The organism is Amycolatopsis sp. NPDC001319 (genome assembly GCF_042896185.1).
Classification (GTDB): Bacteria; Actinomycetota; Actinomycetes; order Mycobacteriales; family Pseudonocardiaceae; genus Amycolatopsis.
On the sequence record NZ_JBIAWY010000005.1, the window covers coordinates 460,964 to 487,431 of the forward strand.

27 protein-coding genes are annotated in these 26,468 nt (G+C 70.7%); 15 read left to right on the forward strand and 12 right to left on the reverse strand.

Annotated elements, in window-relative coordinates; all coding sequences use genetic code 11:
* Positions 1 to 43 precede the first annotated feature (43 nt).
* From ACFY1H_RS21330 to ACFY1H_RS21360, 7 genes are all read left to right on the forward strand, one after another.
* A complete protein-coding gene (locus ACFY1H_RS21330; RefSeq protein WP_366579175.1) occupies positions 44 to 1,045 on the forward strand; it encodes an ABC transporter substrate-binding protein in 1,002 nt (333 codons plus the stop codon).
* A gap of 107 nt (positions 1,046 to 1,152) precedes the next feature.
* Positions 1,153 to 2,211 carry a histidine kinase gene (locus tag ACFY1H_RS21335; protein ID WP_366579173.1) on the forward strand — a complete coding sequence of 353 codons (1,059 nt, stop codon included), beginning with the start codon at positions 1,153 to 1,155 and terminating at the stop codon, positions 2,209 to 2,211.
* The gene (locus tag ACFY1H_RS21340) at positions 2,208 to 2,963 is read left to right on the forward strand and encodes a LytR/AlgR family response regulator transcription factor (protein WP_386948695.1); all 756 of its coding nucleotides are present in this window, start codon (positions 2,208 to 2,210) and stop codon (positions 2,961 to 2,963) included. Before ACFY1H_RS21335 ends, ACFY1H_RS21340 begins: the two co-directional genes overlap by 4 nt.
* 7 nt (positions 2,964 to 2,970) lie before the next feature.
* Positions 2,971 to 3,321: a hypothetical protein gene (locus ACFY1H_RS21345; RefSeq protein WP_366579169.1), complete on the forward strand. Its 351-nt coding sequence runs from the start codon at positions 2,971 to 2,973 to the stop codon at positions 3,319 to 3,321.
* A 25-nt stretch (positions 3,322 to 3,346) separates the two neighbouring features.
* A complete protein-coding gene (locus tag ACFY1H_RS21350; protein WP_366579168.1) occupies positions 3,347 to 5,089 on the forward strand; it encodes a cation acetate symporter in 1,743 nt (580 codons plus the stop codon).
* A 71-nt stretch (positions 5,090 to 5,160) separates the two neighbouring features.
* On the forward strand, positions 5,161 to 5,520 hold the full coding sequence (locus ACFY1H_RS21355) for a DUF485 domain-containing protein (RefSeq protein WP_366579166.1): 360 nt from the start codon (positions 5,161 to 5,163) through the stop codon (positions 5,518 to 5,520).
* A complete protein-coding gene (locus ACFY1H_RS21360; protein WP_366579164.1) occupies positions 5,517 to 7,148 on the forward strand; it encodes a cation acetate symporter in 1,632 nt (543 codons plus the stop codon). Before ACFY1H_RS21355 ends, ACFY1H_RS21360 begins: the two co-directional genes overlap by 4 nt.
* Positions 7,149 to 7,203: 55 nt before the next feature.
* Here ACFY1H_RS21360 and ACFY1H_RS21365 read toward each other — a convergent pair whose 3' ends face one another.
* Positions 7,204 to 7,941: an isocitrate lyase/phosphoenolpyruvate mutase family protein gene (locus ACFY1H_RS21365; RefSeq protein ID WP_386948700.1), complete on the reverse strand. Its 738-nt coding sequence runs from the start codon at positions 7,939 to 7,941 to the stop codon at positions 7,204 to 7,206.
* Between the two features lie 349 nt (positions 7,942 to 8,290).
* The gene (locus tag ACFY1H_RS21370; protein ID WP_386948703.1) at positions 8,291 to 9,007 is read right to left on the reverse strand and encodes a peptidylprolyl isomerase; all 717 of its coding nucleotides are present in this window, start codon (positions 9,005 to 9,007) and stop codon (positions 8,291 to 8,293) included.
* Between the two features lie 127 nt (positions 9,008 to 9,134).
* Here ACFY1H_RS21370 and ACFY1H_RS21375 point away from each other — a divergent pair, with 127 nt between their 5' ends.
* Positions 9,135 to 10,139: a trypsin-like serine peptidase gene (locus tag ACFY1H_RS21375; protein ID WP_386948706.1), complete on the forward strand. Its 1,005-nt coding sequence runs from the start codon at positions 9,135 to 9,137 to the stop codon at positions 10,137 to 10,139.
* 19 nt (positions 10,140 to 10,158) lie between these two features.
* Here ACFY1H_RS21375 and ACFY1H_RS21380 read toward each other — a convergent pair whose 3' ends face one another.
* Positions 10,159 to 12,222, reverse strand: coding sequence for a UvrD-helicase domain-containing protein (locus ACFY1H_RS21380; protein ID WP_386948709.1), 2,064 nt, complete (start codon positions 12,220 to 12,222; stop codon positions 10,159 to 10,161).
* A gap of 72 nt (positions 12,223 to 12,294) precedes the next feature.
* Positions 12,295 to 13,485, reverse strand: a complete 1,191-nt coding sequence (locus tag ACFY1H_RS21385) for an acetyl-CoA C-acetyltransferase (RefSeq protein WP_366579154.1) — start codon at positions 13,483 to 13,485, stop codon at positions 12,295 to 12,297.
* 154 nt (positions 13,486 to 13,639) lie between these two features.
* Here ACFY1H_RS21385 and mce point away from each other — a divergent pair, with 154 nt between their 5' ends.
* From mce to ACFY1H_RS21405, 4 genes are all read left to right on the forward strand, one after another.
* Positions 13,640 to 14,098 (forward strand): methylmalonyl-CoA epimerase, encoded by a 459-nt coding sequence (mce, locus tag ACFY1H_RS21390; RefSeq protein WP_366579152.1) that lies wholly within the window; start codon positions 13,640 to 13,642, stop codon positions 14,096 to 14,098.
* Between the two features lie 155 nt (positions 14,099 to 14,253).
* Positions 14,254 to 14,517, forward strand: a complete 264-nt coding sequence (locus tag ACFY1H_RS21395; protein ID WP_386948713.1) for a hypothetical protein — start codon at positions 14,254 to 14,256, stop codon at positions 14,515 to 14,517.
* Positions 14,518 to 15,009 carry a DddA-like double-stranded DNA deaminase toxin gene (locus tag ACFY1H_RS21400; protein ID WP_386949381.1) on the forward strand — a complete coding sequence of 164 codons (492 nt, stop codon included), beginning with the start codon at positions 14,518 to 14,520 and terminating at the stop codon, positions 15,007 to 15,009.
* Positions 15,006 to 15,398: an Imm1 family immunity protein gene (locus tag ACFY1H_RS21405; protein ID WP_386948716.1), complete on the forward strand. Its 393-nt coding sequence runs from the start codon at positions 15,006 to 15,008 to the stop codon at positions 15,396 to 15,398. Before ACFY1H_RS21400 ends, ACFY1H_RS21405 begins: the two co-directional genes overlap by 4 nt.
* A gap of 19 nt (positions 15,399 to 15,417) precedes the next feature.
* Here the strand turns inward: ACFY1H_RS21405 and ACFY1H_RS21410 are convergent, their stop codons facing one another.
* Both ACFY1H_RS21410 and ACFY1H_RS21415 read right to left on the reverse strand, forming a co-directional pair.
* Positions 15,418 to 15,990, reverse strand: a complete 573-nt coding sequence (locus ACFY1H_RS21410; protein ID WP_386948719.1) for a TetR/AcrR family transcriptional regulator — start codon at positions 15,988 to 15,990, stop codon at positions 15,418 to 15,420.
* Positions 15,991 to 16,000: 10 nt separating this feature from the next.
* Positions 16,001 to 16,369 carry an SPW repeat protein gene (locus tag ACFY1H_RS21415; protein WP_386948722.1) on the reverse strand — a complete coding sequence of 123 codons (369 nt, stop codon included), beginning with the start codon at positions 16,367 to 16,369 and terminating at the stop codon, positions 16,001 to 16,003.
* A 251-nt stretch (positions 16,370 to 16,620) separates the two neighbouring features.
* On the opposite strand from ACFY1H_RS21415, the gene ACFY1H_RS21420 reads away from it, so the two are divergent.
* The 3 genes from ACFY1H_RS21420 (at position 16,621) to ACFY1H_RS21430 (ending at position 20,475) form a co-directional block, all read left to right on the forward strand.
* Positions 16,621 to 17,829, forward strand: a complete 1,209-nt coding sequence (locus tag ACFY1H_RS21420; RefSeq protein WP_366579361.1) for a chromosome segregation protein — start codon at positions 16,621 to 16,623, stop codon at positions 17,827 to 17,829.
* Positions 17,830 to 18,918: 1,089 nt separating this feature from the next.
* Complete coding sequence (locus tag ACFY1H_RS21425; RefSeq protein ID WP_364055653.1) at positions 18,919 to 19,368, forward strand: universal stress protein; 450 nt, start codon at positions 18,919 to 18,921, stop codon at positions 19,366 to 19,368.
* A gap of 3 nt (positions 19,369 to 19,371) precedes the next feature.
* Complete coding sequence (locus ACFY1H_RS21430) at positions 19,372 to 20,475, forward strand: adenylate/guanylate cyclase domain-containing protein (RefSeq protein ID WP_366579146.1); 1,104 nt, start codon at positions 19,372 to 19,374, stop codon at positions 20,473 to 20,475.
* Here ACFY1H_RS21430 and paaE read toward each other — a convergent pair whose 3' ends face one another.
* From paaE to paaZ, 6 genes are read right to left on the reverse strand one after another with little or no spacing between them, the layout of a single operon-like run.
* The gene (paaE, locus tag ACFY1H_RS21435; RefSeq protein ID WP_386948726.1) at positions 20,476 to 21,552 is read right to left on the reverse strand and encodes a 1,2-phenylacetyl-CoA epoxidase subunit PaaE; all 1,077 of its coding nucleotides are present in this window, start codon (positions 21,550 to 21,552) and stop codon (positions 20,476 to 20,478) included.
* A gap of 1 nt (position 21,553) precedes the next feature.
* Entirely contained in the window at positions 21,554 to 22,045 is a 492-nt protein-coding gene (gene paaD / locus ACFY1H_RS21440; RefSeq protein WP_366579142.1) for a 1,2-phenylacetyl-CoA epoxidase subunit PaaD, read from the reverse strand.
* Positions 22,039 to 22,935 (reverse strand): 1,2-phenylacetyl-CoA epoxidase subunit PaaC, encoded by an 897-nt coding sequence (gene paaC / locus ACFY1H_RS21445; protein ID WP_366579140.1) that lies wholly within the window; start codon positions 22,933 to 22,935, stop codon positions 22,039 to 22,041. Before paaC ends, paaD begins: the two co-directional genes overlap by 7 nt.
* Before the next feature lie 7 nt (positions 22,936 to 22,942).
* Positions 22,943 to 23,227 carry a 1,2-phenylacetyl-CoA epoxidase subunit PaaB gene (gene paaB, locus ACFY1H_RS21450; RefSeq protein WP_366579138.1) on the reverse strand — a complete coding sequence of 95 codons (285 nt, stop codon included), beginning with the start codon at positions 23,225 to 23,227 and terminating at the stop codon, positions 22,943 to 22,945.
* A complete protein-coding gene (gene paaA / locus ACFY1H_RS21455) occupies positions 23,224 to 24,234 on the reverse strand; it encodes a 1,2-phenylacetyl-CoA epoxidase subunit PaaA (protein ID WP_366579137.1) in 1,011 nt (336 codons plus the stop codon). Before paaA ends, paaB begins: the two co-directional genes overlap by 4 nt.
* On the reverse strand, positions 24,231 to 26,258 hold the full coding sequence (gene paaZ / locus ACFY1H_RS21460) for a phenylacetic acid degradation bifunctional protein PaaZ (protein WP_386948731.1): 2,028 nt from the start codon (positions 26,256 to 26,258) through the stop codon (positions 24,231 to 24,233). Before paaZ ends, paaA begins: the two co-directional genes overlap by 4 nt.
* Positions 26,259 to 26,468 lie beyond the last annotated feature (210 nt).

Consider the following 26,468-nt stretch of genomic DNA (forward strand, 5'->3'; position numbering starts at 1 on the left):
CCCAGGTTCCCCCGGTTTCCGAGAGTACAAAGAGGTGCTGACGATGAAACTGACCAAGACCCTGATCGCGGCCGGCGCGCTGGCGTCGGCGGCTTCGCTGGTGGCTGCGTGCGGCTCCGGGCAGGTGGGCCAGAGCGGCGGCTCCGGTACCTCTGCGAACAACACGATCACCACCAAGAAGCTCGCGCTCGTGCCGGGGGTGCAGGCCGAGCCGTTCTACATCTCGATGCAGTGCGGCGCGCAGGACGAGGCCAAGAAGCTCGGCTACGAGCTCACCACGCAGGCCCCGCAGAAGTTCGACGCCGCCATGCAGACCACGATCGTCAACGCGCTGGGCTCCAACCCGCCGGCCGCGCTGCTCATCGCGCCGACCGACGACCAGGCGATGCTCGCGCCGATCCAGCAGGTGAAGAACCGCGGCACGAAGATCATCGAGGTCGACACGGCGCTGCAGGACAAGAGCGTGGCCGAGTCGTCGATCTCCTCGGACAACACCGCGGGCGGCAAGCTCGCCGCGCAGACCATGGCGAAGCTCGCGGGCGACAAGCCGGGCTCGGTGCTGATCCTCGACACCATCGCCGGCACGTCGACCACGGCGGCGCGCGCGAAGGGCTTCGAAGACGAGCTGAAGAACCACCCGAACCTCAAGTCGGCCGGCATTCAGTTCACGCAGAACGAGCCGGACCAGGCCGCGTCCAAGGTCACCGCGGCGCTGGCGTCGACGCCGGACCTCATCGGCATCTTCGCGACCAACCTCAACACCGGTGAGGGCGCGGCGACCGGCCTGCGCAACGCGGGCAAGATCGGCCAGGTCAACCTGGTCGGCTTCGACGCGAGCCCGTCCGAAGTGGACGGCCTGAAGAAGGGCGAGTACCAGGCCCTGATCGCGCAGGACCCAGCGGCGATCGGCACCCAGGGCGTGCAGCAGGCCGTGGCGGCGCTGGAGGGAAAGCCCGTGACGCGGACCCTCACCGCGCAGCTGCACTCCATCACCAAGGACGACATGGACGCGAACTCGCAGTACTTCTACAAGCAGAGCTGCTGAGCGACCCGAGCGCGGCGAAGGGGACTTTCCCGCGCGGAAAGTCCCCTTCGACTCGTTCGGGGCTAGGATCTACTCCCCCAGACTCCGTCGCCGAGGGGAGGCCGCCGATGACCGAGGGTGTCCGGCTGCCGTGGCGCTCCGCCGCGCGCGCCGACCCGGTGCCGGTGCTGGCCGCGGCGCGCAAGGTGACCGACGACCTCATCGACGGCCTCGCCGGCACCCACGCCCGGCGCGCGGCCCACGGGCTGCGGCGGCTGTTCGGCGTGGCCGGCCTGGGGCTCACGGACCTGTCGGGATCGCTGCTGTGGTCGGGCCGGCCGGGGCCGGACGCGACCGTGGCCCACGTGCTCGACGAGGTGCTGCACAGCGAGGAGCCCGCGGTCGTCGACGGCGTGGAGGCGGTGCCGCTGCACGTCCACGACGAGCTGGCCGGCGCGTTGCTCGTGGTGGGCGCGCGGGGTTCGGAGGTGGTGCGGCAGGCGGCCGACGTGGTGGTGCAGGCCCTGGAACGCGGCCGGCTCGAGGCGTCGGCGGACCAGGCGGCGCAGGCCGAGCTGCGGGCGTTGCGGGCGGAGATGTCGCCGCACTTCGTGTACAACGCGCTGACGGTGATCGCTTCGCTGGTGCGTTCGGAACCGGACCGGGCGCGGGACCTGATGCTCGACTTCGCCGACTACACGCGCTACAGCCTGGCGCGCCACGGCGAGTACACCGTGGTGGCCGAGGAGTTCCGCGCGGTGGAGACGTACCTGGCGCTGCAGCGCGCGGTGCTGGGCGAACGGCTGAAGGTGCAGGTGCGCGTGGCGCCGGAGGTGCTGGCCGTGGCCGTGCCGTACCTGGTGCTGGAGCCGCTGGTGGAGAACGCCATCCGCCACGGCATCGAGCCGCGCGCGACCACCGGGCTCGTGCAGGTCCACGGGCAGGCGGAAGGGAACGACTGCGTGATCAGCGTGGAGGACGACGGGGTCGGCATGGACCCGAAGCTCGCGGCCGACATCCTCGCCGGCCGCGTCGCCGAGGGCGGCGGCCTCGGTCTGGCCAATGTGGACAGACGGCTGCGCAACGTCTACGGCGCCTGGTACGGGCTGACCGTGGAGACCGAAGTGGGTGCCGGCACGCGAGTGGTCGTGCGGGTCCCGAGGTTCCAGCCGGGGGTGCTGCCGTGAGCGGGCTGCGGGTACTGGCCGTCGACGACCTGGCGCCGGCCTTGGACGAGCTGTGCCGGATGCTGCGCGAGGCCCCGGAGGTCGGCGAGGTCGTGGGCGCGGGTGATGCGCTGCACGCGCTGAAGCTGTTGCAGGCGGACCACTTCGACGCGGTGTTCCTCGACATCTCCATGCCGGGCCTCGACGGGCTGGAGCTGGCGACCCTGCTGGCTCGCCTGTCGGAGCCGCCGGTGATCGTGTTCGTGACCGCGCACGACGGCCATGCCGTGGCGGCGTACGGCATCGGCGCGGTGGACTACCTGCTCAAGCCGGTGCGGACGGAGCGGCTGGCGGCCGCGTTGGCGAAGGTCGTGCGCATGGCGCCTTCGGAGGCCCAGCGCGCGGTGCCCGACGCGATGGCCGCCCTCCCGGTCGACGCGGGCGGCCGCACGCGGTACGTCCGCCGCGACGACGTGCTGTTCGTCGAAGCCCACGGGGATTACGTCCGCCTCCACACCCGCGGTGGGGTGCACCTGGTGCGCATGCCGATCTCGCGGCTCGAGGAGTACTGGGAAGGGACCGGGTTCACGCGGGTGCACCGGGGTTACCTGCTGTCGGTGTCGGCCGTGGTGGAGCTGCGCAGTGACACGACGGGCGGGCTGCTGGCGCACACGCCCGTCGGGGATGTTCCGGTGAGCCGGCGGCACGCGCGCGAGCTGCGCGACCGGTTGCTGGAGGCGGCGCAGCAGGGACAGCTGGGGTCGTCTTGGTGAGGGGCGCGTGAGCCGGGTCCGGCGGGTCGCCGTGATGAGCCCGCAGACGCGCCTCGCCCGGTCCCGCCGGCAGGCGCGCGGGCGGTGGCGCATGCCGCGGCTGCGCGCGTCCGACGCCGAACGCGCCGCCGCGCTCTACCGCGCGCAACGCAAACGCGGCATCCCAGCCCTGGTCGCCATGTTCGCGCTCGTGCTCGGGCTGCCCGCCGTGTTCGCCGTGGCGCCGGGGCTGGACGCGGTGCGCGTGTGGGGCATTCCGTTGTCCTGGTTGATGATCGCGCTGCTCCCCTACCCCGTGATGGCCGGGCTGGCCCGCTGGCAGCTGCGGCGCGCGGAGAAGGCCGAGGACGACCGATGACGGCCCGCGCGAGCGGGGTGCGCTGATGGACCTCGCGCTGGCGGTGACTCCGGTCGTGCTCATCACGCTGCTCATCGGCGTGCGCGGGGTGGCCGCGATGCGCACGACGTCGGACTTCCTGGTGGCGTCGCGGCGGATCTCGCCGTTCGTGAACTCCGCGGCGGTGTCCGGGGAGTACCTGTCGGCCGCGTCGTTCCTCGGGGTGGCGGGGCTCGTGGTGAAGGACGGCGTCGGCGCGCTGTGGTACCCGGTCGGGTTCACGGCGGGCTACATCGCGATGCTCGTGCTCGTCGCGGCGCCCATGCGGCGCTCCGGGGCGCTGACGGTGCCGGACTTCGCCGAAGCGCGCCTGGCCTCGCCGGCGCTGCGCCGGATCGCGGCGGTCGTGGTGCTGGTGATCGGCACGATCTACGTCGTGCCGCAGTTCCGCACGGCCGGGCTGGTGCTCACGGCCGTGGGCGGTACGCCGTACTGGGTCGGGGTGGTCATCGCGGGTACGGCCGTGAGCGTCACGCTGGCGCTGGGCGGCATGCGCGCGGCGACGTATGTGCAGGCGTTCCAGTTCTTCCTCAAGCTGCTGCTGTTCCTCGTGCCCGCGCTGTGGCTCGTGCTGCACGTGAGCGACGCCGACCGCGACGCCGCGCTCACGCCCGTCGAGTTCACCCGCTTCACGCACGAGACGCCGGTGGACTTCGAGCACGACGTGACCGTGGTCCTGCGCGAGCCCACCACCGTCGTCACGGCGACCGGGCCGCGCACGCTCCCGCCGGGTGAGCTGACCGTCCACAGTGGAGAGCGCCTGGTCTTCGCCACCAACGCGCCTGTGCCCGACGTCAGCGACGGCGCGGCGCTCGGCGGCCCCGACTGGCAGCGGCCGCTGCTCGACCTCGACAAGGGCTACCCGCTGCTGGGCACGTGGGCCGTGCTCATCGCGACCATGCTGGGCACCATGGGCCTGCCCCACGTGCTGATGCGCTTCCACACCAGCCCGGACGGCCGCGCCGCCCGCCGGACCGCCGCGATCACCGTGGCGCTGCTCGGCGTGTTCTACCTGTTCCCCGGCGTCTACGGCGTGCTCGGGCGCGTGCTGGTGCCCGAGATCTACCTCTCCGGCGACACGGACACGGTTGTCGTCGCATTGCCGGCACAAGTGGACACCGGCTGGGCCGGCGAGCTGTTCACGGCGCTGCTCACCGCGGGCGCGTTCGCGGCGTTCCTGGCAACGTCGCTGGGGCTGCTGCTGGTGATGTCCGGCGCCATCGCCTACGACCTCATGCCCGGGGGCCTGCGCCGCCTGCGGGTGACCGTCGTGTTCGTCGCGGTGGCGATGGTGGTGCTGTCGCTGCCGTCGGCGCAGCTCGACGCCGGGGTGCTCGTGACGTGGGGCTTCACCGTGGCCGCGTCGACGTTCTGCCCGCTGCTCGTGCTCGGCATCTGGTGGCCGCGGCTCACCGCCGCGGGCGCGATCAGCGGCGTGGTCACGGGGCTCGTCGCGTCGTCCGGCTCGATCCTGTTCGCCCTGGCCGGGCCGCGCCTCGACGGCTGGGTGGCGATCTTGGTGTCACAACCGGCACCCTGGTCGGTACCACTCGCGTTCGGCGTGATGGTGGCCGTCTCCCTGCGCGGCCGCCCGCCGTCCTGGGCCGGCGCGGCGATGCTCCGCCTGCACCTCGACGAGCGAGCGCCCGGCCCGGAGCCGCCCCATTCGTCCGCACCCGCGTACCGCTCGTCGACCGTTCGTCGTGTCGCCCGGCGTTTGAACCGCTGACGCTTCCTCGTGGGCGCTCGCCTCCCTACTGTGGCGCGGACCACAATTCGCAGCGTCGCGAGGGAGTGACGATGAGTCCCACCGACACCGACCTGACCGGCGACCCGCCGGACATGGACTGGGAACACGTACAGGAGAGTGCCGAGTTCAGGCAGCTGCGCCACCGCTTGCGCAGCTTCGTCTTCCCGATGACTGCGCTGTTCCTCGTCTGGTACCTGCTCTACGTGCTGCTGGCCGACTACGCCCACGGCTTCATGAGCACGAAGATCGCCGGCAACTTCACCGTGGGCCTGCTGTTCGGCCTGCTGCAGTTCGTGTCGACGTTCCTCATCACGTGGCTGTACGTGCGCTACGCCAACCGCAAGCTCGACCCGTTGTCCGAGCGGATCCGCGACGACATCGAGAGCCCGGCCGCGAAGGAGTCCGAATGAAAACCCTCGCAGCAGGCGTCGAGGGCAGCAACCCGACGTTGAACATCATCATCTTCGGTGTGTTCGTGCTGATTACGCTCGTGATCGTGTTCCGCGCGAGCCGCAACACGAAGACGGCCTCCGACTACTACGCGGCCGGGCGCGCGTTCACCGGCCCGCAGAACGGCATCGCGATCAGCGGTGACTACCTGTCGGCCGCGTCGTTCCTCGGCATCGCGGGCGCCATCGCGGTGTACGGCTACGACGGCTTCCTGTACTCGATCGGTTTCCTCGTGGCCTGGCTGGTCGCGCTGCTGCTCGTGGCCGAGCTGCTGCGCAACACCGGCAAGTTCACGATGGGCGACGTGCTGGCGTTCCGCATGCGGCAGCGTCCGGTGCGGGCCGCGGCGGCGATCTCGACGCTGATCGTGTCGTTCTTCTACCTGCTGGCCCAGATGACCGGCGCCGGCGGCCTGGTGGCGCTGCTGCTGGGCATCGAAGGCAAGGCCGCGCAGTCGGTGGTCATCGCCGTGGTGGGCGTGATCATGATCGCCTACGTGCTCATCGGTGGCATGAAGGGCACCACGTGGGTGCAGATCATCAAGGCCGTGCTGCTCATCGTCGGCGCGCTCGCGATGACGCTGTGGGTGCTCGGCAAGTACGGCTTCAACTTCTCGGCGCTGCTGCAGGGCGCCGTCGACAAGGCGGGCAAGGCCGGTGAGACGCTGCTCGGGCCGGGCAAGCAGTACGGCGCCACGGGAACGTCCAAACTGGACTTCTTCTCGCTCGGCATCGCGCTGGTCCTCGGCACCGCGGGCCTGCCCCACGTGCTGATGCGCTTCTACACCGTGCCGACCGCCCGCGACGCCCGCCGCTCGGTGGTCTGGGCGATCGTACTGATCGGCGTGTTCTACCTGTTCACGCTGGTCCTCGGCTACGGCGCCGGCGCACTGGTCGGCCCCGACGAGATCAAGGCCGCCCCGGGCGGCGTGAACTCGGCGGCGCCGCTGCTCGCGCTCAACCTCGGCGGGCCCGTGCTGCTGGGCCTGATCTCGGCGATCGCGTTCGCCACGATCCTCGCCGTGGTGGCCGGCCTGACGATCACCGCGTCGGCCTCGTTCGCGCACGACGTGTACGCGAACGTGATCAAGCGAGGCAAGACGAAGCCGGGTTCGGAGGTGCGCGTCGCCCGGATCACCGCCGTGGTCATCGGCGCGGTCGCGATCATCGGCGGCATCCTGGCCAACGGGCAGAACGTCGCCTTCCTCGTGGCGCTCGCCTTCGCGGTCGCGGCGTCGGCCAACCTGCCGACGATCCTGTACTCGCTGTTCTGGAAGCGGTTCAACACCCAGGGCGCGCTGTGGAGCATCTACGGCGGGCTCATCGTTTCGCTGGTGCTGATTGTCTTCTCACCTGCGGTCTCGGGCAAGCCGATCGACGCGAAGACGGGCAAGAGCGCGTCGATGCTGCAGGGCGTCGACTTCCACTGGTTCCCGCTCGACAACCCGGGCCTGGTGTCCATCCCGGTCGCCTTCTTCCTCGGCTGGCTCGGCACGATGCTGTCGAAGGAGCGCAACGCGAAGAAGTACGCGGAGATGGAGGTGCGCGCCCTGACGGGTGCGCATGCGGAGAAAGCTGTGCAGCACTGAGGTTTGTCTGCTTCGAGCGGGCCGGGACTCTCGAGTCCCGGCCCGCTTTGTTGGTTCAGTACGGCACTTTCCCCGCAGCCAGGTCATCCAGAACGCCTCCGAGCAGGCCGCGCATGTGACGCCACAGGCCCGCGCCCAGGGAGATACGGGCGACGCCGAGGGAGGCGAGGGCGGGGAGGCCCGGGCCGCCGTGGGGCAGGGACGCGTTGACGGCGCCGGTTTCGCGGACGAACTCGGCGAGGAGGTCCGGGTCGGTCAGTGTGATCGGGTAGACGCAGTCGGCGCCGGCCGCGAGGTAGGCCTGGCCACGGGTGACGGCGTCGGCGAAGACGGCGTGGGGGTCGGGGGCGCCGATGAACGCGTCGATGCGGGCGTTGATCACCAGGTCCTGGCCGGCGGCTTGGCGCAGGGCGGCCAGGCGATCGGCTTGGTCGGTGACGGGCCGCAGCTCGCTTCGTGAGTGGTCGGTGTCCTCGAGGTTGAAGCCGGCCGCGCCAAGGTCCAGCAGGCGGTCGACCAGCTCGGCCGGGATGAGGTCGTAACCGCTTTCCGCGTCGACGGTCACCGGCACCGACACCGCCCGGACGATGCGCGCGGCCGCGAGCAGCATTTCGCCGGCGGGGGCGGCTTCGCCGTCGGCGTGGCCGAGCGCGGCGGCGACGGCCGCGGAACTCGTGGCCACGACCGGGAACCCGGCCGCTTCCACCAGCCGGGCCGAGTCGGCGTCCCACGCGTTGGGCAGGACCAGCGGCCGGCCGGGCACGTGCAGCGCCCGGAGTTCGGCGGCGCTCACGCTTCGCGGTCCGGGAGCTGGGCCATGGCCGGGTAGGTCTCGGGCACACCGCGCCCGAGGCAGATGCGGTTCGACATGCCGTTCACGCTAGCGGCAACCGGGCCCACCCGTGTGGTCCAGTCCCGGGCCGGAAGTGTGGACGAGTTCAGGCCTCGACGTGCACCTCGGCTGGTGGCCCTCCCGCGGACGAGCGGGCCTGGCCGGCGCGATCCGTGCGGCCGCCGGCAACGGTGGGGCCCCGCCGTGCCCTCGACGGTCCGTCCACAAGGGAACCCGGCGGAGCCGCACCTGCTGGATTCTGAAGCCGGGGCACGCGTTGACCGGTGCAGGCGCTGCGGGAGATATCGAGCTACAACCCGAGCGGCAGCACCAGCTCCAGGTTGGTCTTGCGCGACGGGGCGCCGTCGGTGGGTTCGCCGCCCGGTTCGGGCACGATGCCGCCGGCGGCGACGCGGTCGAGGGTGTTCAGGCCGAGCGGCCCGACGGTGCCGAACACGGTGTAGTCGGGGCGCAGGGTGGAGTCGCCGTAGACGAGGAAGAACTGGCTGCCGTTGGTGTCCGGGCCGGCGTTGGCCATGGCGACCAGGCCACGGGAGTAGATGCGGGCCGCCGGGTTGGAGGCCGGCGGCAGGTCGGTGGGCAGTTCGTCGCGGAAGCTATATCCCGGGCCGCCTTCGCCGGTGGCCGTCGGGTCGCCGCACTGCAGGACCTTCAGGGTCGGGTAGTCGGTGAGCCGGTGGCAGGTCGTCTGGTTGAAGAAGCCGTGGCGGGCGAGGTGCAGGAAGCTCTGCACCGTGCACGGCGCTTCGGCGCGGTCGAGCGTCAGCGGAAGCAGCCCCTGGTTGGTGATCACGGGGACTGCGACCTTGCCGCGGTCGGGGGTGTGCTGCGGGTCGGGCGGCAGGGGCACGGGACGGGCGGCGGGCTCGTCGGGCGTTTCCGTGTACTGGCAGGCGCCGTGGGTGGTGGTGGGCTCGCTGTTCGCCACTGTCGCGGCGCCCGCTGCCGGCGCGAACGCGGCGAGCAGGGAACCGACGGCCAACGTGGTGACGAGGAGCTTTTTCATGCGTTTCCTCCCAGTGAACCAATCACGGAAGCATAAGCAGGGTTCGAACCAATCGGCATCCGGCGAAAGTGGGAGGCTCACGAAACGCTGACGGGCTCCTGACAACCGTTCCCTAACGTCGCGGGTCATGATCACTCGCCTCTTCCTCAGCGCGGTGGCGGCCGCCGCGGTGGCCTGCGCGCTGCCCGCCGTCGCGTCCGCCGCGACCGGACCGGTCGTGCAGCCCCTGGCCGTGTCCGCGGCCGAACAGCAGGCCGTGCTCGACTACTGGACCCCCGAACGGATGAATGCGCTCACGCAGCCGTCGTCGGACAACCCGCCGACGGGCGGCCCCGACGGGGCGCCCTGGACCACCGCCAACGCCGTGGCCAAAACCGTCGGCCGGCTCTTCTTCACCGACCACGGCGAGGACGCCAGCTGCACGGCCACCGTGGTGGACAGCACGAACCGCAGCACCGTCGTCACGGCCGGGCACTGCGTGAACAACACCGACCTCCTCGGCGAGGACAACCAGTGGAACGCCCACTCGATGTTCATCCCGGGCTACCACGACGGGCAGGCGCCGTACGGGAAGTTCGTCGGCCGCTTCGGCGTCGCGGACAGCACGTGGCTCGCGAACGACCAGATCGACGCGCAGAAGTTCGACACCTTCGACCAGGCGTTCGTGGTCCTCAACCGCGGCGCGCACGGCGTTTCCGTGCAGGACAAGGTGGGCGCCGCGCAGAAGATCGGCTTCGACCGGCCGGGCAGCGCCGACGTGGTCCAGTTCGGCTACCCCCGCGCCTCGGCCGACCCCGCGCGCGAAGGCCTGCCCGAGTACACAGGCGCGCGCCTGGCGTTCTGCACGGGCCCGACGCGCGAATGGCCGGGCACCCCGGACTTCCTCGACTCGCCGAACCAGTGGGGCACGGCGTGCGTCATGGGCGGTGGCTCCAGCGGCGGCCCGCGCCTGCGCGACTTCAACCCGAAGACCGGCCTCGGCACGGTCGTCGGCGACAACACGGAGGCCGGCTTCTTCGACGCCGCGGGCCAGCCGTGCGACCGCGACGCCGGGTGCACTCGGTATCTGGTGGGCCCCCAGTTCAGCACGGCGGTGACGAAGCCGTTGTTCGAAGCGGCGCAGCACGCCTGACGGGCGGTGGAGGACCGGTTCACGCCGCGTCCTCCACCACACCCCACCACAGGAAATCCCGCGCCCGGGTCGCCGCGACGAGCCTCTGCCGGTCTCGCAGCTCGTCGGCTTCGCGGCGAGCGGCAGCGCTGTTCGCGGAGTCCCGAAGCGGGAACTGGACGGCCAGCACCGCCTGGAAGTCCAGTCCCTTCGCGCGGTGGACGGTGCCGACCTTCACGCGGTCATCCGGCTCCCCGGTGTGCTGTTCGAGGCTCTGCGTCGCCACTCCGGCGCTCTCCAACAGCCGGCGGCACTCGTCGGCGTCGTGTTTGGTGAACGTGATCAGCGCGGTGTGCGCCGGCTCCACGTTCCGCAGCACCGCAGTGAGCGCGCGGGGAAGGTCCGCCTTGCTGCCCGTCCACGTCTGCGTGCGTCCGCCGTCGTTGACCACCTCGGCATCGCGCAGCACGACGCCCGCGGCACCGTCGAGGTCGTCGACGCTGTTGCCCGCGTCGATGCGGCGCGCGAAGTCGAGGATGCCCGACCGGTTGCGGTAGTTGACTTTCAGCACCTCGCCCCGGCCCTGCACGGGGATGCCGGCGTCGGACAGGCGCCACCCACCGGGATAAACCTGCTGCTGGCCGTCGCCGACGAGCAGCAGCCGGTTCGGCCCGTCGCCCGCGACCTCGCGGAGCAATCGCAGGCCGACGAGCGTGATGTCCTGGACCTCGTCGACGACGACCAGCGCATACGGGTTGTCGAGCGGCCGTTCGACCAGCGAAGCGTGCGCCGCGGTGAGCACGTCGTTGTAGTCGTGCACCCCGCGCTCGACGAGATTGTCGCGATACGCCTCGTACAGCGCCCAGACCCGTTCACGGTGCGCGTCACCGAGCGCCAGCCGGCGGCCTCGGCGCGGGACCTTCTTGTACTCCTCGAGAGTCCGCAACCCTCGGCCCTTGATCACGCGGTCGACCTCGGTGCGCCAGTACTCGAAATCCGGTTCGATCTCCTCCAGTGCGGCGTGATGGCGCGCCCGTGCCCGGTTGAACGCGGTGTCGATGCCGCCGCGCTGCACGTTCAGCTCCACCCCGCGACCCGCGAGCAGCCCGCGAACCCACGCGTGCAGGTTCACGAACTCCGCGCGCCCCTCCAGCTCGGGTGCCAGCCGGCGGAACGCCGCCGCGTGCACCGTCGGCAGAGTCCGGACGAACGTGGTGAACAGCAGCGGGCCCACGCTCCGCCGGCCCACGTGACGCATGCGGTGCAACGCGACCACCGTCTTGCCCGTGCCGGCCGGCCCGCTGATCCGGGCGGGGCCGCCGTACTCGCGCGCGACGATGGCGTGCTGCTGCGGGTGCAGGAACGTCATCCAGCTCTCGAACGGCCTCTTCAACGCTGCCGTCAGCTGGCCTTCGGCGACGTCCTGCGCGGCCAGCAGCCCGGCTGCTTCAGGCTCGCGCTCGGGTGTCTTCACCGACAGGGCCGAGTACTCGGGCAACCGCTGGACCACGGCCGACGCCAATTCGGCCACCTGGCGACGGGTCAGCCCGGCGTCGCCCCGGCGGAGCACCTTGTCCAGGTCCGCCACCGGAAGCACCCAGTACGGCCCGGCTCCGCGCGGCGACCGGGTGGCACCGCCGATCACCACGAGCGTGATGGCGGTCGGCGCAAGCAGGCGGCCTTGCGAACCGCGGATCGACGCGAACCGCTCTTCGGCGTGCCTCAGCACGGCCTGACCCGACTCGGGCGGCCGGTCCGCGACGACCACGGCGAACACCCCGGCCGGCCCCAGCAGGAACGCGTCGGCGGTTTCCGCCGGCGCGGGCAGATCCGACCGGAGCAGAACGTGCCAGCCTTCCGCCGTGTGCGCCACCAACTCGCCGAACACGTTGCGCCGCAACGAGTCCAAATCCGGAAAGCGCTTCGCCAGCAGCTCCGCCGCCTGACGTTGGACCTGCCTCTTCGCGTGCGCGCTCAGCACCATTCGCTCCCCCTCCTGGTCACTGTCCGCGTTCGGATTATTGCCAGGAGGAACGAGGGGCGGGTGATCTTCGACGGCAATCACCCGGATGCAGCAGTCGCCGCGGAAGATCGAAATCAGCACGTCTGACGCGTCCGCCGACGACAAAGGCCGGGCAGCCGCAACGGGCTGCCCGGCCTTCAGCCGAACCGAAAACTACTTGGCCGCGGGAACCCGCAGCAGCAGCGCGTCACCCTGGCCGCCACCGCCGCAGAGCGCAGCGGCGCCCAGGCCGCCGCCGCGGCGGCGCAGTTCGTGGATCAGGTGCACCGCAAGGCGGGCGCCCGAGGCGCCGATCGGGTGGCCCAGGGCGATGGCGCCGCCGTTGACGTTGACCTTCGACGGGTCCAGGCCGAGCTTCTCGCTGGCGACCACACCGACCGCGGCGAACGCCTCGTTGATCTCCACCAGGTCGAGGTCGCCGACGTCGAGCTTGGCCTTCGCCAGAGCCTTGCGGATGGCGTTGGACGGCTGCTCGTGCAGCGACGCGTCGGGGCCGGCGACGACGCCGTGGGCGCCGATCTCGGCCAGCGGGGTGAGGCCCAGCTGGGCGGCCTTTTCGGGGCTGGCGACGATCACGGCCGCGGCACCGTCGGAGATCTGCGACGACGAGCCGGCGGTGATGGTGCCGTCGGAGGCGAAGGCGGGGCGCAGCTTGGCGAGGCCGTCGACGGTGGTGTCGGCGCGGACGCCCTCGTCGGTGGAGAAGACGATCGGGTCGCCCTTGCGCTGCGGGATGGTGACCGGCGCGATCTCCTCGCGGAAGAAGCCGGCCTCGATGGCGGCGGCGGCGCGCTGGTGGGAGCGCGCGGAGAACTCGTCCTGCTGCTCGCGCGTGATGCCGTAACGCGCGTTGTGCTTCTCCGTCGAGGCGCCCATGGCGACCTGGTCGAACGCGCAGAAGAGGCCGTCGTAGGCCATGTGGTCGAGCATGGTCACGTCGCCGTACTTGAAGCCGCCGCGGGACTTCGGCAGCAGGTGCGGCGCCTGCGTCATCGACTCTTGGCCGCCCGCCACGACGAGGTCGAACTCGCCGGCGCGGATGAGCTGGTCGGCGAGCGCGATGGCGTCGAGGCCCGAGAGGCACACCTTGTTGATCGTGAGCGCCGGGACGTCCATCGAGATGCCCGCGGCGACGGCGGCCTGGCGCGCCGGGATCTGGCCCGCGCCCGCGGTGAGGACCTGGCCCATGATCGTGTACTCGACCTCGGACGGCGAAACCCCGGCCTGCTCCAGCGCGGCCTTGATGGCGATGCCACCGAGCTGCGCACCGGTGAAGTCCTTCAGCGAGCCGAGCAGCCGCCCGATGGGGGTACGGGCCGCACCCAGGATCACGGAACCGGACACGTCGTCCTCCCAAGAATTAGGAACACCTACAGTCTCACGACTGTACCCGGGCCTACGGCTTCTTGATGGAGCCAGTGTGAGGGGGCGCACGTCTTGGATGGACTCCGTGGATTTCAGGGGGCTTCACCAGGGTAGTGGCCTTTATCCTGCCCCCATGAACACTGAGTCCATCCAAGCCGTGCTCACCCCGTTCGTGACCGCGATCGACCACGTCGGGATCGCGGTTCCCGACCTCGACGAAGCGATCGCGTTCCACAAGGAGCACTTCGGCCTGGAGGTCGCGCACGAGGAGGTGAACGAGGAGCAGGGCGTCCGCGAAGCGATGCTGCGCGCCCCCGGCACCGCGGGCACCGAGACGATGATCCAGCTCCTCGCGCCCCTGCGCGACGACTCGACCATCGCGAAGTTCCTCGGGCGCAACGGTCCCGGCCTGCAGCAGCTCGCCTTCCGGGTGTCCGATGTGGACGCCGCCGCGGCTGCGTTGAGGGAGCAAGGGCTGAGGCTGCTGTACGACGAGGCCAAGCGTGGGACGTCGAACAGCCGGGTGAACTTCGTGCACCCGAAGGACGCTGGTGGGGTGCTGGTGGAGTTGGTGGAACCGGCGGCGCACTAGGACTCGCGGGCGTGTCCGCGAGAAGTGGGCCTTGAACAGGCGGAGAACCCGAAGGTCAGCTCGACGAACTTCGGCAACGGCATCTTTCTGTCGTGCCGACCCGTCATACTTGATCTCCCTTACGCACCGCCGCCACAGCCCGGAGGACCCGCCGCATGGCCAGCCAACTCCAGGAAGCCGCCAGTCAGCTCCAAGCCCTCGCAACCAGCCTGCCTTTGGCCGCTGCTCAGGCGATCACCCAGGAGCTGGACAGCGTCGCCACCCAGGCCGCCGCGATTGTCGGCGGCACTCCTCACGAAGCGGTCGTTGCCGAGATCCAGAAGGTCAGCCAGGAGATCGGCCAGACCGTCGGCGCGCAGCTCCAAGGCCTAGCCCAGCAGCTGGAGGCAGTCGCTGCTGCTATCGCCGGCGGCTCGTAGATTCACCCCGGAGCGCGTCCAGCAGGGCCGCCTAGAAAGTCTTCACCAACGCCCGTACCCGCGGAGCAGCAGCGAGTACAGCGGGCCCGTGACCGCGTCGGCAATTCACCCATCGGTTCGTCGCCGGCGAAAGGGGAATGGGTGCGCTCCGATGGCACGATCATTCCGATCCGCAGCGGCACTGGCGACGAGTACTACCCGCGGGTCAACGAGTTCGTTGCCGCGAACCTTCCACCTGCTCGGAGGAAGGTCGCGCGGCTGGCCGCGCATATGGAGGTCAAGGTCGCGATCGAGATGCGCAACCGGGGCCTGACCGAAGAGACGGTAGTCGTCGACCGTTCGGTGTGCGGTACCCGAGAGTTCGACCGCTCAGCTCCGTTGACCTGCGACAAGCAGCTCGAGACCACGTTCCTTGCTCCCGGCTCCACCCTCCACGTCGTCCAACCGGACGGCGGTACCATCACCTACACAGGACGGGAGGAAGACGCGTGAGTCTCACCGCGTATGGCCCCACCTTCCAAAACGGTGAGGAAGGCGGGTTCAACCGCCGGCTCACCAGCGCGGACGACGTGCGGCAGCTGGTCGATCTGCTGGCTCAGGACGGCGTCTTCACCGCCACCGTGGAATCCGAACACGGCGTCGTCGACGTCCATGTCCAGCACGGCTACGGCTATCTCCTCTACAACGGCGAGGAGATGATCGCCGCTTACGCCATCGGCGACCCCGCATCACCGGAAGTCACCGATTCCGAAACCGGCTTCCCCGCGGGATCCGGAATCCCGCTCGACCAATTCACGAACGCCCTGCTTGAACTGCTCAAGACGGGGCGGCTCCCGCAGGCCGTCCGATGGAACGGCACCCTGATGCCCGCGGCGGACTGACTCCGGAACCGGCCGCTCGCTAGGACTCTTTCGCCTTCGCCGACAACGCGTTGGCCAGGAAGACGAGCTCGCCGTCGAACTCGGCCGGGAGGTCGTCGCCGGAGTGGCGGGCCGTGGCGTGGCGGTGGCTGACGGCGCGGGCGAGCAGGCCGGAGGCGCTGTCGAGGTCGGCGACGGCGAGGCGCCCGCCCGTGGCGGCCACGATCACCGCGCGGACCAGGCGCACGAGGTGCTGGAAGCGTTCTCCGAGGGCGTCGCGCACGACGTAGTGGGTGTCGGCCTCGCGCCAGAGGACGTGGGAGAGGCCGAGTGAGCCGGTGAAGCGGCGGTCGAGCTCCGAGACGAGCCGGCGCAGCGACCCGGCGAGGTCACCGGGCACCACGACGGCGGCGGGCTCGATGTTCTCGTCGGGCAGCCGCGCGACCAGGGCCGCCAGCAGGTCGGACTTGCGGCGGAAGTAGTAGTGGACCAGACCCTTCGGCACCCCGGCGCGCTCCGCGATGCGGGACGTCGGGGTGGCGTCGAAGCCGGACTCGGCGAAGAGCGCTTCAGCCGCGCAGAGGATCCGCTCCTTCGCCGAGTCATCCGTCATGTCAGCTCCTTCAGTGCGGCATCGCCGTCCGGTGGGCGGCGGTGGCCATCGGCATCGCGGCGGCGCCGGCGATGATCGTGAGCGCACCGGCTACCCAGGACGTCCAGGACGCCCCGTTGAGTTCGGTGTACCCCATCACCCACGGCGCGATGAACAGCAACACCCCGAGGACGACCTGGATGCCCTCGCCGTAGACGGCACCGGGCGCCGCGAGCGACACCAGGCCGTCGATGGCGATCAGCGCACCGAGGATCACCATCGTCCACATCGTCATCGTGTCCGTGCTCAGCCAAAGGGGTGAAAGAGCGGCGACAACACCGATGACGACCTCGGCCCAGTCGTGGGGCCGGGTCCAGGCGCGCGTCGAGACTTCACTCATTCGTGCTCACCTCCGCAGAGAACCTGCTGTTCAGGAAGTTTCCCTGCTTCGATCATGCGCCTTGGTTGGCCGGCCGGTCAAGATCTGTGGGTCACAGTTGCGCACAACCGGTTCCGGCGTGGTTTTCGGCCATCGGGCTACTGTGTTCGGCCGCTCGGCGCAGGCTCGTCCGGACACCGTGGGTGCTCACCCGTCCGTGACCCCGTAGCGGCTACGGTAGGGCCATGAGCCTTGGCGAGGAACGGGAGCTTGTGCCGCTGGGAGCCGGCTTCGACGTGGCGAAGCGCGGGTACAGCCGAGCGCAGGTCGACGAACATCTGGAACGGCTCGATGCCGACCTGAAGATGCTCACCGGCGACCGCGACGCCGCCATCGCCCAGGCGGGTGATCTGGCCCGGCAGCTGGAGATCGCGCGCGGTGAGATCGCCGACCTGCGCGGGCAGGTCGACCGGCTGGCGCAGCCGCCGACGAGCGTCGAGGGCCTGTCCGAGCGCCTGCAGCGGATGCTGCGCCTGGCGCAGGACGAGTCCGCCGACACGCGGGCGCGCGCCGAGGCCGAGGCCGGCCACATCCGCGCCAAGGCGGAGACCGACGCCAGCGCCATGCGCGCGCGGTACGAGCAGCTGCTCACCGAGCTCGACCTGCGCCGCAAGGAGATGGAAGCCGAGCACCGCAAGGTCCTCGAGGACGCCCGCGCCGAGGCGAAGTCGATCACCGACAAGGCCGAGGCCGAGCGCAACAAGCTCGACGCGGAGTCCGAGGCCCGCCGCACGCAGGTCGAAGAGGACTTCGAGATCGCCATGGCCGCCCGCCGCACCGAGGCGATGCGCGTGCTGGCCGAGCAGGAGGCCGCGTCGAAGGCCGAAGCCGAGCGCCGCGTGCGCGAAGCCGCCGAGGACGCCGCCGCCATCCGCGCCAAGGTGCTGGAAGAGGAAACAGCCGCCCGCGCCGACATCGAGCGCCGCCAGCGCGAGTCCGTCGCCGACGCGAACAAGCGCAAGCAGGACTCGATCACCGAGGCCAACGCCCGCCTCGCCGAAGCCGCCGACGAGGCCCGCCGCCGCGTCCGCACAGCCACCGACGAGTCCAACCGCCGCATCACGCAGGCCAACGAACGCGTCGAGGCGCTGCGCAACGTCCGCACCAGCCTCGCCGAACAGGTCCGCCAGGCGCGCACCGTGCTCGCCGAGGCCCACCACGTCCTCGGCGAGACGGACACACTGGTGCCGGCGGACATCAAGGCCTCCATCGAGCCGAAGACCCCGGTCGCGGCCGCTGCCCCCGCTGCTTCGACCGGCTCGGGTTTGGGTTCGAGCGCGGGTTCGAGCTCCAGCTCGGCTTCGGCTTCGGCGGAAGGCGACGTCGAGAAAACGGTCCGCCTCCGCACCAGCGACGTCCCCAAGCCCAAGCCCCAGCCCCAACCCGCCTCCGGCCACCCCGGCAAACCCACCGGCGACTGACCTCCGGGCCAAGGCAAGCACCCTCCAGACCCGGCCGAGCCGGGGCCGCGGCGAGCACCGCGACCCCGGCTCGATCGCTCTCGCGGTTGGGCGCTCACACTGACCGCTGCCGACGGCGAAGTCACGAAGTTCTCCCCTTGAACAGCTCAAACACGCTGCGGGCCAACCCCACACTTGACCGCCGATAACGCGCGGTCTCGACCACCAGCCGCCGGCCCACTCAGCCTGGAGCAAGGCCACCGCCGGCAACCCACCCGCGCGGTACCAGCCGCCGACACCCCCAACCCACCTCGGCCGCCACCATTGCCTCTTCGGCTTCACCGGGTGCAGCCACCCCCGCCCTCGGCTGACGCGCCCGCGGCCACCGGGCGCTGAAGGCGACCAATAACGCAAGATCGCACCCACCTCGCCTCGGACCCTCCGGCCACCTCCCCGACGCAGCGACACATCCCGCCTCAACAGACAAAGCCCCGAACGACCAGGCCTTCAGGCGACCACCCCGCGAGATCGCCCCCAACTCGCCTCGGACCCTTCGGCCGCCGTCTCGGGGTGCGAACTCAGCCGCCCTCAGCTGACGAAGCCCGCGAACGACCAGGCCCTGAAAACGATCACAACACGAGACCGCACCCAACCCGCCTCAGACCCTCCGGCCACCTCCCCGAGGCAGCGGCATATCCGGACTCAGCAGACAAAGCCCCCGAATCACCACGCCCTCCAGTCGACCACCACGCGAGATCGCCCCCCACTCACCTCAGACATTTCGGCCGCCGTCTCGGGGTGCGGACTCAACCACCCTCAGCAGACGAAGCCCCCGAACGACCAGGCCCGGAAGGCGACCACAACGCGAGATCGCGCCGGTGTTGGGATCGGGCGGTGCGATCGGCCGCCAGGCCGATCAGACCGCTCGATCCCGGCACCGGCTCAAAGGCGATCTCGCCGCCCCGGCGGAGCCGGGGCAAAAAACACCAGCGAGCCCGCCGTTCGCCCCGGCGGAGCCGAGGCGAACGGCGGGCGAGCCAACTGGCGAGTAACCTTCCCCCGACAAGAGGGGCGGAGCTGCCCCGATTCGGGATCGCCGGGAGGTTTCGGATGGCTGTCTATCGGACCGTGGTGGTGGGGACGGACGGGTCGGACTCGTCGTTCGCCGCGGTGGATCGGGCGGCGGGGGTGGCCGCGGATGCCGAGGCGAAGCTGGTCGTGGTGTGTGCGTACTACCCCGCCAGCAAGCACGACGTGGAGCAGGCGCAGGACGAGCTGGGCGACGAGGCCTACCAGGTCGTCGGGTCGGCGCCGGCGGAGGACACGTTGCAGAGTGCGCGCGATCGGGCCGCGAAGGCGGGGGCGAAGGACATCCAGACCATCGCCGTGAACGGGGAGCCGGTGCACGCGTTGCGGAAGGTCGTGCACGAGACGTCGGCCGATCTGCTCGTGGTGGGCAACCGCGGTCTCAACACGCTCGCCGGGCGGATCCTCGGCTCGGTGCCGGCGGAGGTGGCGCGCAAGTCGGGTGTCGACGTGCTGATCGTGCACACGACCTGAGCCGTGGCCGAAACCCCTGAGGTGCAGCACCAGCTGGAGAAGCTCCTCCTCGGCGGGCCGCGCAAGTACACCCGGCTCGAAGTGGCCCGAAAGGCCGGGGTGCCCGAGGAACGTTCGCGCCGGCTGTGGCGCGCGCTCGGGTTCGCGGCGGCCGAGGACGACGAGGTGGTGTTCACCGACGCCGACGTCGAGGCCATGCGCACCGCCGACCAGCTCATCGCGTCCGGGCTCGTGGCGCGCAACCTCGAGGTCGCCGTGACGCGCGCGCTCGGCCAGCACCTGTCGCGCCTGGCCGAGTGGCAGGTGCACATGCTGTGGTCGCTCATCGCCGGAAACCCGGGCCTCGACGACAGCCAGGTCACCAAGCTCGTCGCGCGGCTGCTGCCCGAGCTGGAGCAGGTGCAGAACTTCGTGTGGCGCCGTCACCTCGTGGCGTACGCCGGGCGCGCCTTCGCGACCGACGAGGACCTGGAGGCGCGGCCGCAGGTCGTCGGCTTCGTCGACATGGTGGGCTACACCAAGATGACCCGCGAGGTCGACGAGGACGAGCTCAGCCACGTGCTCGACGCGTTCGAGTCACTGGCCGCGGGTGTGGTCGCCGACCACCGCGGCCGGATCGTGAAGATGATCGGCGACGAGGTCTTCTTCGTCACCGACTCCCCCGGCTCGGGCGCCGAGATCGCCCTCACGCTCACCGAACGCGCGTCGGCGTCGGACGACCTGCCAGCGGTCCGCGCGGGGCTGGCTTCGGGGCGGGTGCTGTCCCGCTTCGGCGACGTCTACGGCTCCGTCGTGAACCTCGCAGCGCGGCTCACGTCCGTCGCGCGCCCCGGCACGGTGCTGGTCGACCGCGAGCTGGCGGCCGAGCTGGAGCACCTGCCGGAGTACGACCTGCGGTCCCGCCGGCCCGTCGCCGTGCGCGGGTACAACCGGCTGCGGACGTCGGTGCTGCGGCGGGCCCAGGACGGGCCGTCCGGGAAGTTCGCGGAGGCCCAGGAACGCGCGGCCGAGGCCATGGGCCTGCCCGACACCACCCGCCCCGCCACCGAACCGGACAGTCCCGAAGACCTCACGCTGGGGTCCCGGCGCCGGCGCCGCAGGCGCTGATCAAGCGTCGTAGTCCACCGTCACGCGCTCGCTCGCCGGGTGCGACTGGCACGTCAGCACGAACCCCGCGTCCACCTCGGCCTTCTCCAGCGCGAAGTTCCGCCGCATGTCCACCGCACCGTCGGTGACGCGCGCCCGGCACGTTCCGCACACGCCGCCCTTGCAGGCGAACGGCAGGTCCGGCCGGAACTTCTGCGCACCGTCCAGAATGGACGATTCCTGCGGCAGGCTCATCGTCGTCGAACGGCCGTCGAGGATGAGCGTGACCTCCGACGCGGCGCCGGCCACGGCCGGGTCGACGTGCTTGACCGGCTCCGGCGGCACGTCGTCCACGTAGAACAGCTCCTGGTGGACACTCGACTCCGGCACGCCCAGGGCCGTCAGCACCTCCTGCGCGGCGGCGACCATCCCGAACGGCCCGCACAGCCAGAAGTGGGCCACCGACTCCACCGGCACCAGCGAGCCGAACAACACGCGCAGCTTGTCGGCGTCGAGGCGGCCGGTGAACAGCTCGGCCTCGCGCGGTTCCCGCGACAGCACGTGGATGAGCTCCAGCCGCGCCGGGTAGCGGTCCTTCAAGTCGGCCAGCTCGTCGGCGAACATCACCGTGTCCGTGCGGCGGTTGCCGTACAGCACGGTGACGGTGGCGTCCGGCGTCGCGAGCAGCGACGCGACGATCGACAGCACCGGCGTGATGCCCGAGCCGGCCGCGATCAGCACGTGGTGACCGCCCGTGGTCAGATCCGGCGTGAAGGTCCCCGTCGGTGCGGAGACCTCGACGACGTCACCAGGGCGCACGTCCTGCACGAGCCACGACGAGAACACGCCCTCGGGAACCAGGCGCACGCCCACGCGTGGCCGCCGGCCGGCCGGAGCGCAGATCGAGTACGACCGGCGCTCGTCCCGGCCGTCGACGGTGCGGCGCAAGGTCAGCGACTGGCCGGGCGCGAAGGCGAACGTCTCGGCCAGCTCCTCCGGCACGTCGAAGGTCACGGCGACCGCGTCGTCGCACAGCCGCTCGACGTCGGCCACCCGCAGGGAGTGGAAGCCGGTGCGCCGGGAAATCGTGCTGGTCAACTCAGATCTCCTTGACGTGTTCGAACGGTTCCAGGCACGCGCGGCAGCGGCGCAGCGCCCGGCACGCGGTGGCGCTGAACCGCGACTGCTCCACCGTGTCGAGCGACCCGCAGTGCGGGCACGCGATGCGCGACACGGGCGGTGACAACGTGAGCGGCACCGGTCCACTCGCCCGCCGCGGGGCGGCACCCGGCGGCGCGATGCCGGCCTCGGCGAGCTTGCGCCGCCCGTCGGCCGAGATCCAGTCGGAGGTCCACGCCGGTTCGAGCACCGTGCGGATCTCGACGTCGGCGTAGCCGGCGCCCAGCAGCGCGTGCTCCAGGTCGTCGCGCATGGTGTCCATGGCCGGGCAGCCGGTGTAGGTGGGGGTGATGGCCACCGTCACGCGACCGTCCTCTTCGGACACCGACCGCAGCACTCCGAGGTCGGCGAGCGTGAGCATCGGCAGCTCCGGGTCGGTCACCGTGGCGGCCACGGCCAGCGCGGTCACCATGTCGCGTCCGGCATCGCCCGCGCCACGCTCTGCAGCTGCGCCAGCAGGAACCCCATCTGCTCCGTGTGGACGCCGTCGCGCCCGGTCCGGCCGGACACGCCGGCCACGGCACCCGAAGTCGGCCGCTCCAGCGTCGCCGCGGCCAGCACCTGGTCGAGGACGACGTCGAACTCCGGGCGCAAAGTAGCCGCGTCCACCAGCTCCAGCGGGTGCGTCTTGAACAGCTCGTCGACGTACGGCCACACCGCGTCGAGGCCCTCCTGCATGCGCTCGTGCGACAGTTCGGTGCCGTCGCCGAGCCGCACGACCCACTGCGCCGCGTAGTCGCGGTGGTAGGCCAGCTCCTTCACGCCCTTGGCCGCGATCGCCGAGAGCACTGGGTCCACACTGGACTCCGCCGACGTACTCCCTCCTGCGGAGGCGGCATCGGACTCGAGCTGCTGCAGCAACGCCAGCCGCCAGGTCGAGAACACGAGCAGCCGCGCCATCAGGTGGCCGAAGTGGCCCCCACCAAGCTCGGCGAGCCGGACATTGCGGAACTCGTGCTCGGCCCGCAGGAACGCGAGCGTGTCCTCCGAGCGGTCGGTGCCGTCGGCCTTGCCGGCGCGCGCCAACAGCAGGCGGGCCTGGCCGAGCAGGTCGAGGCCGATGTTGGCGATCGCCACCTCGTCTTCGAGCTCCGGCGCGTTCGTGACCCACTCCTGGAGGCGGTGGGAGAACACCAGCGCGTCGTCACCCAGCATCAGGCAGTACGCGGCCAACGCCGAAGCATCCAGCGAAGGCGGAACGGAAGTGTCCACACCGGACAGCGGGTCGGCGAAGCCGGTGCCGAAGGCCCACCGGGCGTCGTTGTCCTCGGTGATGGCCTCGTAGACGTTGTCGAAGGACATCAAGGCCTCACATGTGCGGAACGTTGTCGGGAATGTCGTAGAACGTCGGGTGCCGGTACACCTTGTCGCCGCTGGGCGCGAAGAACGGGTCCTTCTCGTCCGGCGAGGACGCGGTGATGTCCGAAGCGCGCACGACCCAGATCGACACGCCCTCGTTGCGCCGCGTGTAGAGGTCACGGGCGTTGTGCAGCGCCATCTGGTCGTCCGCGGCGTGCAGCGAGCCCACGTGCACGTGGTTCAGGCCGCGCTTGCCCCGCACGAACACCTCGTACAACGGCCAATCGTGCTTCATCGCGAACCTTCCTCTGTTTCCTGGGGCCGAGCCCCAGACCCCGGCCGGGGGGCGAGCCCCCCTGGACCCCCCAACTGCGATTTGGCAGCGTGTGCCACAGCGGCCTCACGCACCCAGGCACCGTCGTCGTGGGCCTGCTTCCGATGCGCAACGCGCTGCTTGTTGCACGGGCCGTTGCCCTGCAACACGTTCTTGAACTCGTCCCAGTCGACGGCACCGAAGTCGTAGTGCTCGCGATCGGCGTTCCAGCGCAGGTCGGGGTCCGGGAACGTGACGCCCAGCGCCTCCGCCTGCGGCACCGACATGTCGACAAAACGCTGCCGCAGCTCGTCGTTGGTGTGCCGCTTGACCTTCCACGCCATGGACTGCGCGGTGTTCGGCGACTCCGCGTCGGGCGGACCGAACATCATCAGCGACGGCCACCACCAGCGGTTCACGGCTTCCTGCACCATATCGCGCTGCTGCTGCGTGCCGCGCATCATCGTCATCAGCAGCTCGTACCCCTGCCGCTGGTGGAACGACTCTTCCTTGCAGATCCGGATCATCGCCCGCGCGTACGGCCCGTACGACGACCGGCACAGCGGCACCTGGTTGCAGATCGCCGCGCCGTCGACCAGCCAGCCGATCACGCCGACGTCGGCGAAGGTCAGCGTCGGGTAGTTGAAGATCGACGAGTACTTCTGCCGGCCGCTGATCAGCTTGTCGGTGAGGTCCGCGCGGTCCGCGCCCAGCGTGGCCGCCGCCGAGTACAGGTAGAGCCCGTGGCCGGCCTCGTCCTGCACCTTCGCGAGCAGGATCGCCTTGCGCCGCAAGGAAGGCGCGCGCGTGATCCAGTTGCCCTCGGGTTGCATGCCGATGATCTCCGAGTGCGCGTGCTGCGCGATCTGGCGGATCATCGTCTTGCGGTAGCCCTCGGGCACCCAGTCGCGCGGCTCGATGCGCTGGTCGCGCTCGATGGTGTGCTCGAAATGGCCGAGCAAGTCTTCTTCGGAAGCGACAGCGGTCACGGCTGCTCCTTCGAAACGAGCGTCAGCACGTCGTACTTCGCCACGGAATCGCCGGTCTGGTTCACGACGTCGGCGTCCCAGCGGACCTCGCCGTACTCCTGGTCGATGCGCGGGGTGATCTGCTTGGCGGTCAGCGTCACGGTGAGCGCGTCGCCTTCCTTGACCGGCGTGAGGAACCGCAGGTTCTCCAGTCCGTAGTTGGCGAGCACCGGGCCCGGCTCCGGCGAGACGAACAGGCCGGCGGCGAACGACACGACCAGGTAGCCGTGGGCGACGATCCCGCCGAACAGCGGGTTCGCCGCCGCGGCGGCCTCGTCGGTGTGGGCGTAGAACGTGTCGCCGGTGAACTCGGCGAAGTGGTCGATGTCGGCGCGGGACACCGTGCGCGGGCCCGCCACCACGGAGTCGCCGACGCGCAGCTCGGCCAGCGACTTGCGGAACGGGTGGTCACCTTCCACGCGCGGCGCGCCCTCGATCCAGCGGCCGGTGACGGTGCTGAGCACCTTCGGGCTGGCCTGCACGGCCGTGCGCTGCATGTGGTGCAGCACGCCGCGGATGCCGCCCATCTCCTCGCCACCGCCGGCGCGACCGGGACCCCCGTGCACGAGCTGCGGCATCGGCGAGCCGTGGCCCGTCGACTCCTTCGCGTCGTCGGCGTCGAGCACCAGCAGCCGGCCGTGGTACGGCGCGACGCCCAGCACGATCGTCCGCGCGAACTCCGGGTCGCCGGTGACGATCGACCCGGCGAGGCTGCCGCCGCCGCGCGCGGCGAACTCGATGACCTGCTCGATCGAGGTGTAGGGCATCAGCGTGGACACCGGCCCGAACGCCTCGACCTCGTGCGGCTCCGAACGCTGCGGGTCGGCTTTCAGCAGCACCGGCGACATGAACGCGCCGGTCGACTCGTCGGCGCCGACCACGTCGACGTGCTCCAGGTCGCCGTAGACGACGCTGCCGGCGTCGAGCAGGGCCTTGAGCGAGCGGCGGACCTCTTCGCGCTGCTCCAGGCTGGCCAGCGCACCCATGCGCACACCCTCGGCGGTCGGATTGCCGACCACGACCTTCGCCAGGCGCGCGCTCGCGGCCTCGGCGACGTCGTCGAGCATCTCTTCCGGCACGAACGCGCGGCGGATCGCGGTGCACTTCTGGCCGGCCTTCACGGTCATCTCCGTGACCAGCTGCTTCACGAACAGATCGAACTCCGGCGTGCTCGGCCGCGCGTCGGGCGCGAGGATCGAGCAGTTCAGCGAGTCGGCCTCCGCGTTGAAGCGCACGGAGTTGCGCACGACCGCCGGGTGCGCGCGCAGCTTCTGCGCGGTGGACGCGGAACCGGTGAACGACACCAGGTCCTGCGCGGTCACGTGGTCGAGCAGGTCGCCGACGCTGCCGGCGATGAACTGCAGCGAGCCCTCGGGCAGGATGCCGGAGTCGATGATCAGCTCGACGAGCTTCGCGGTGAGGTACGCCGTCTGGCTCGCGGGCTTGATCAGGCTCGGCACCCCGGCGAGGAACGCGGGCGCGAACTTCTCCAGCGGCCCCCACACAGGGAAGTTGAACGCGTTGATCTGGATCGCGACGCCGTGCAGCGGCACGGCGATGTGCTGCGCGACGAAGGTGCCGCCCTTGCTCAGTGGCTCCACCGCACCGTCGAGGTACACGGTGCCGTTGGGCAGCTCACGCTTGCCCTTCGAGGCGTAGCTGAACAGCACGCCGATGCCGCCGTCGACGTCGAACTTCGAGTCGCCCAGCGTGGCGCCGGTGCGCGCCGACACCGCGTAGAGCTCCTCGCGGTGCTCGCGCAGGTGCGACGCGAGGGCCTTGAGCAGGGCCGCACGCTGGTGGAACGTGAGCTCACGCAGGGCGGGACCGCCCACGCGGCGGCCGTAGTCGAGCGCGCCGGCGAAGTCGACGCCGGTCGACGAGACGCGCGCGACCTCCTCGCCGGTCGCCGCGTCGTGCAGCGGCGTCCCCTCGTCCGTCGCCGTGTGCCAGCCGCCGGAGACGTAGCTGCGGAGCAAAACCATGGGGCCCGACCCTCTCGCCGTGTCGCGCGGTGTGGCACCCGCGCGGAATTACCAACCGGACGTTCAGTAATTCCATCGTAGCCGCTCCTGGCTCTGATCGGAAGTCCTGCTGCTTGACAGCGAACCTGCCGCACATCTTTACTAACCGCAGGTCTTCATTACCGGCCATTCGGTCAGTTACTCACGGGGAGGTCGCCCGACGTGACGGCG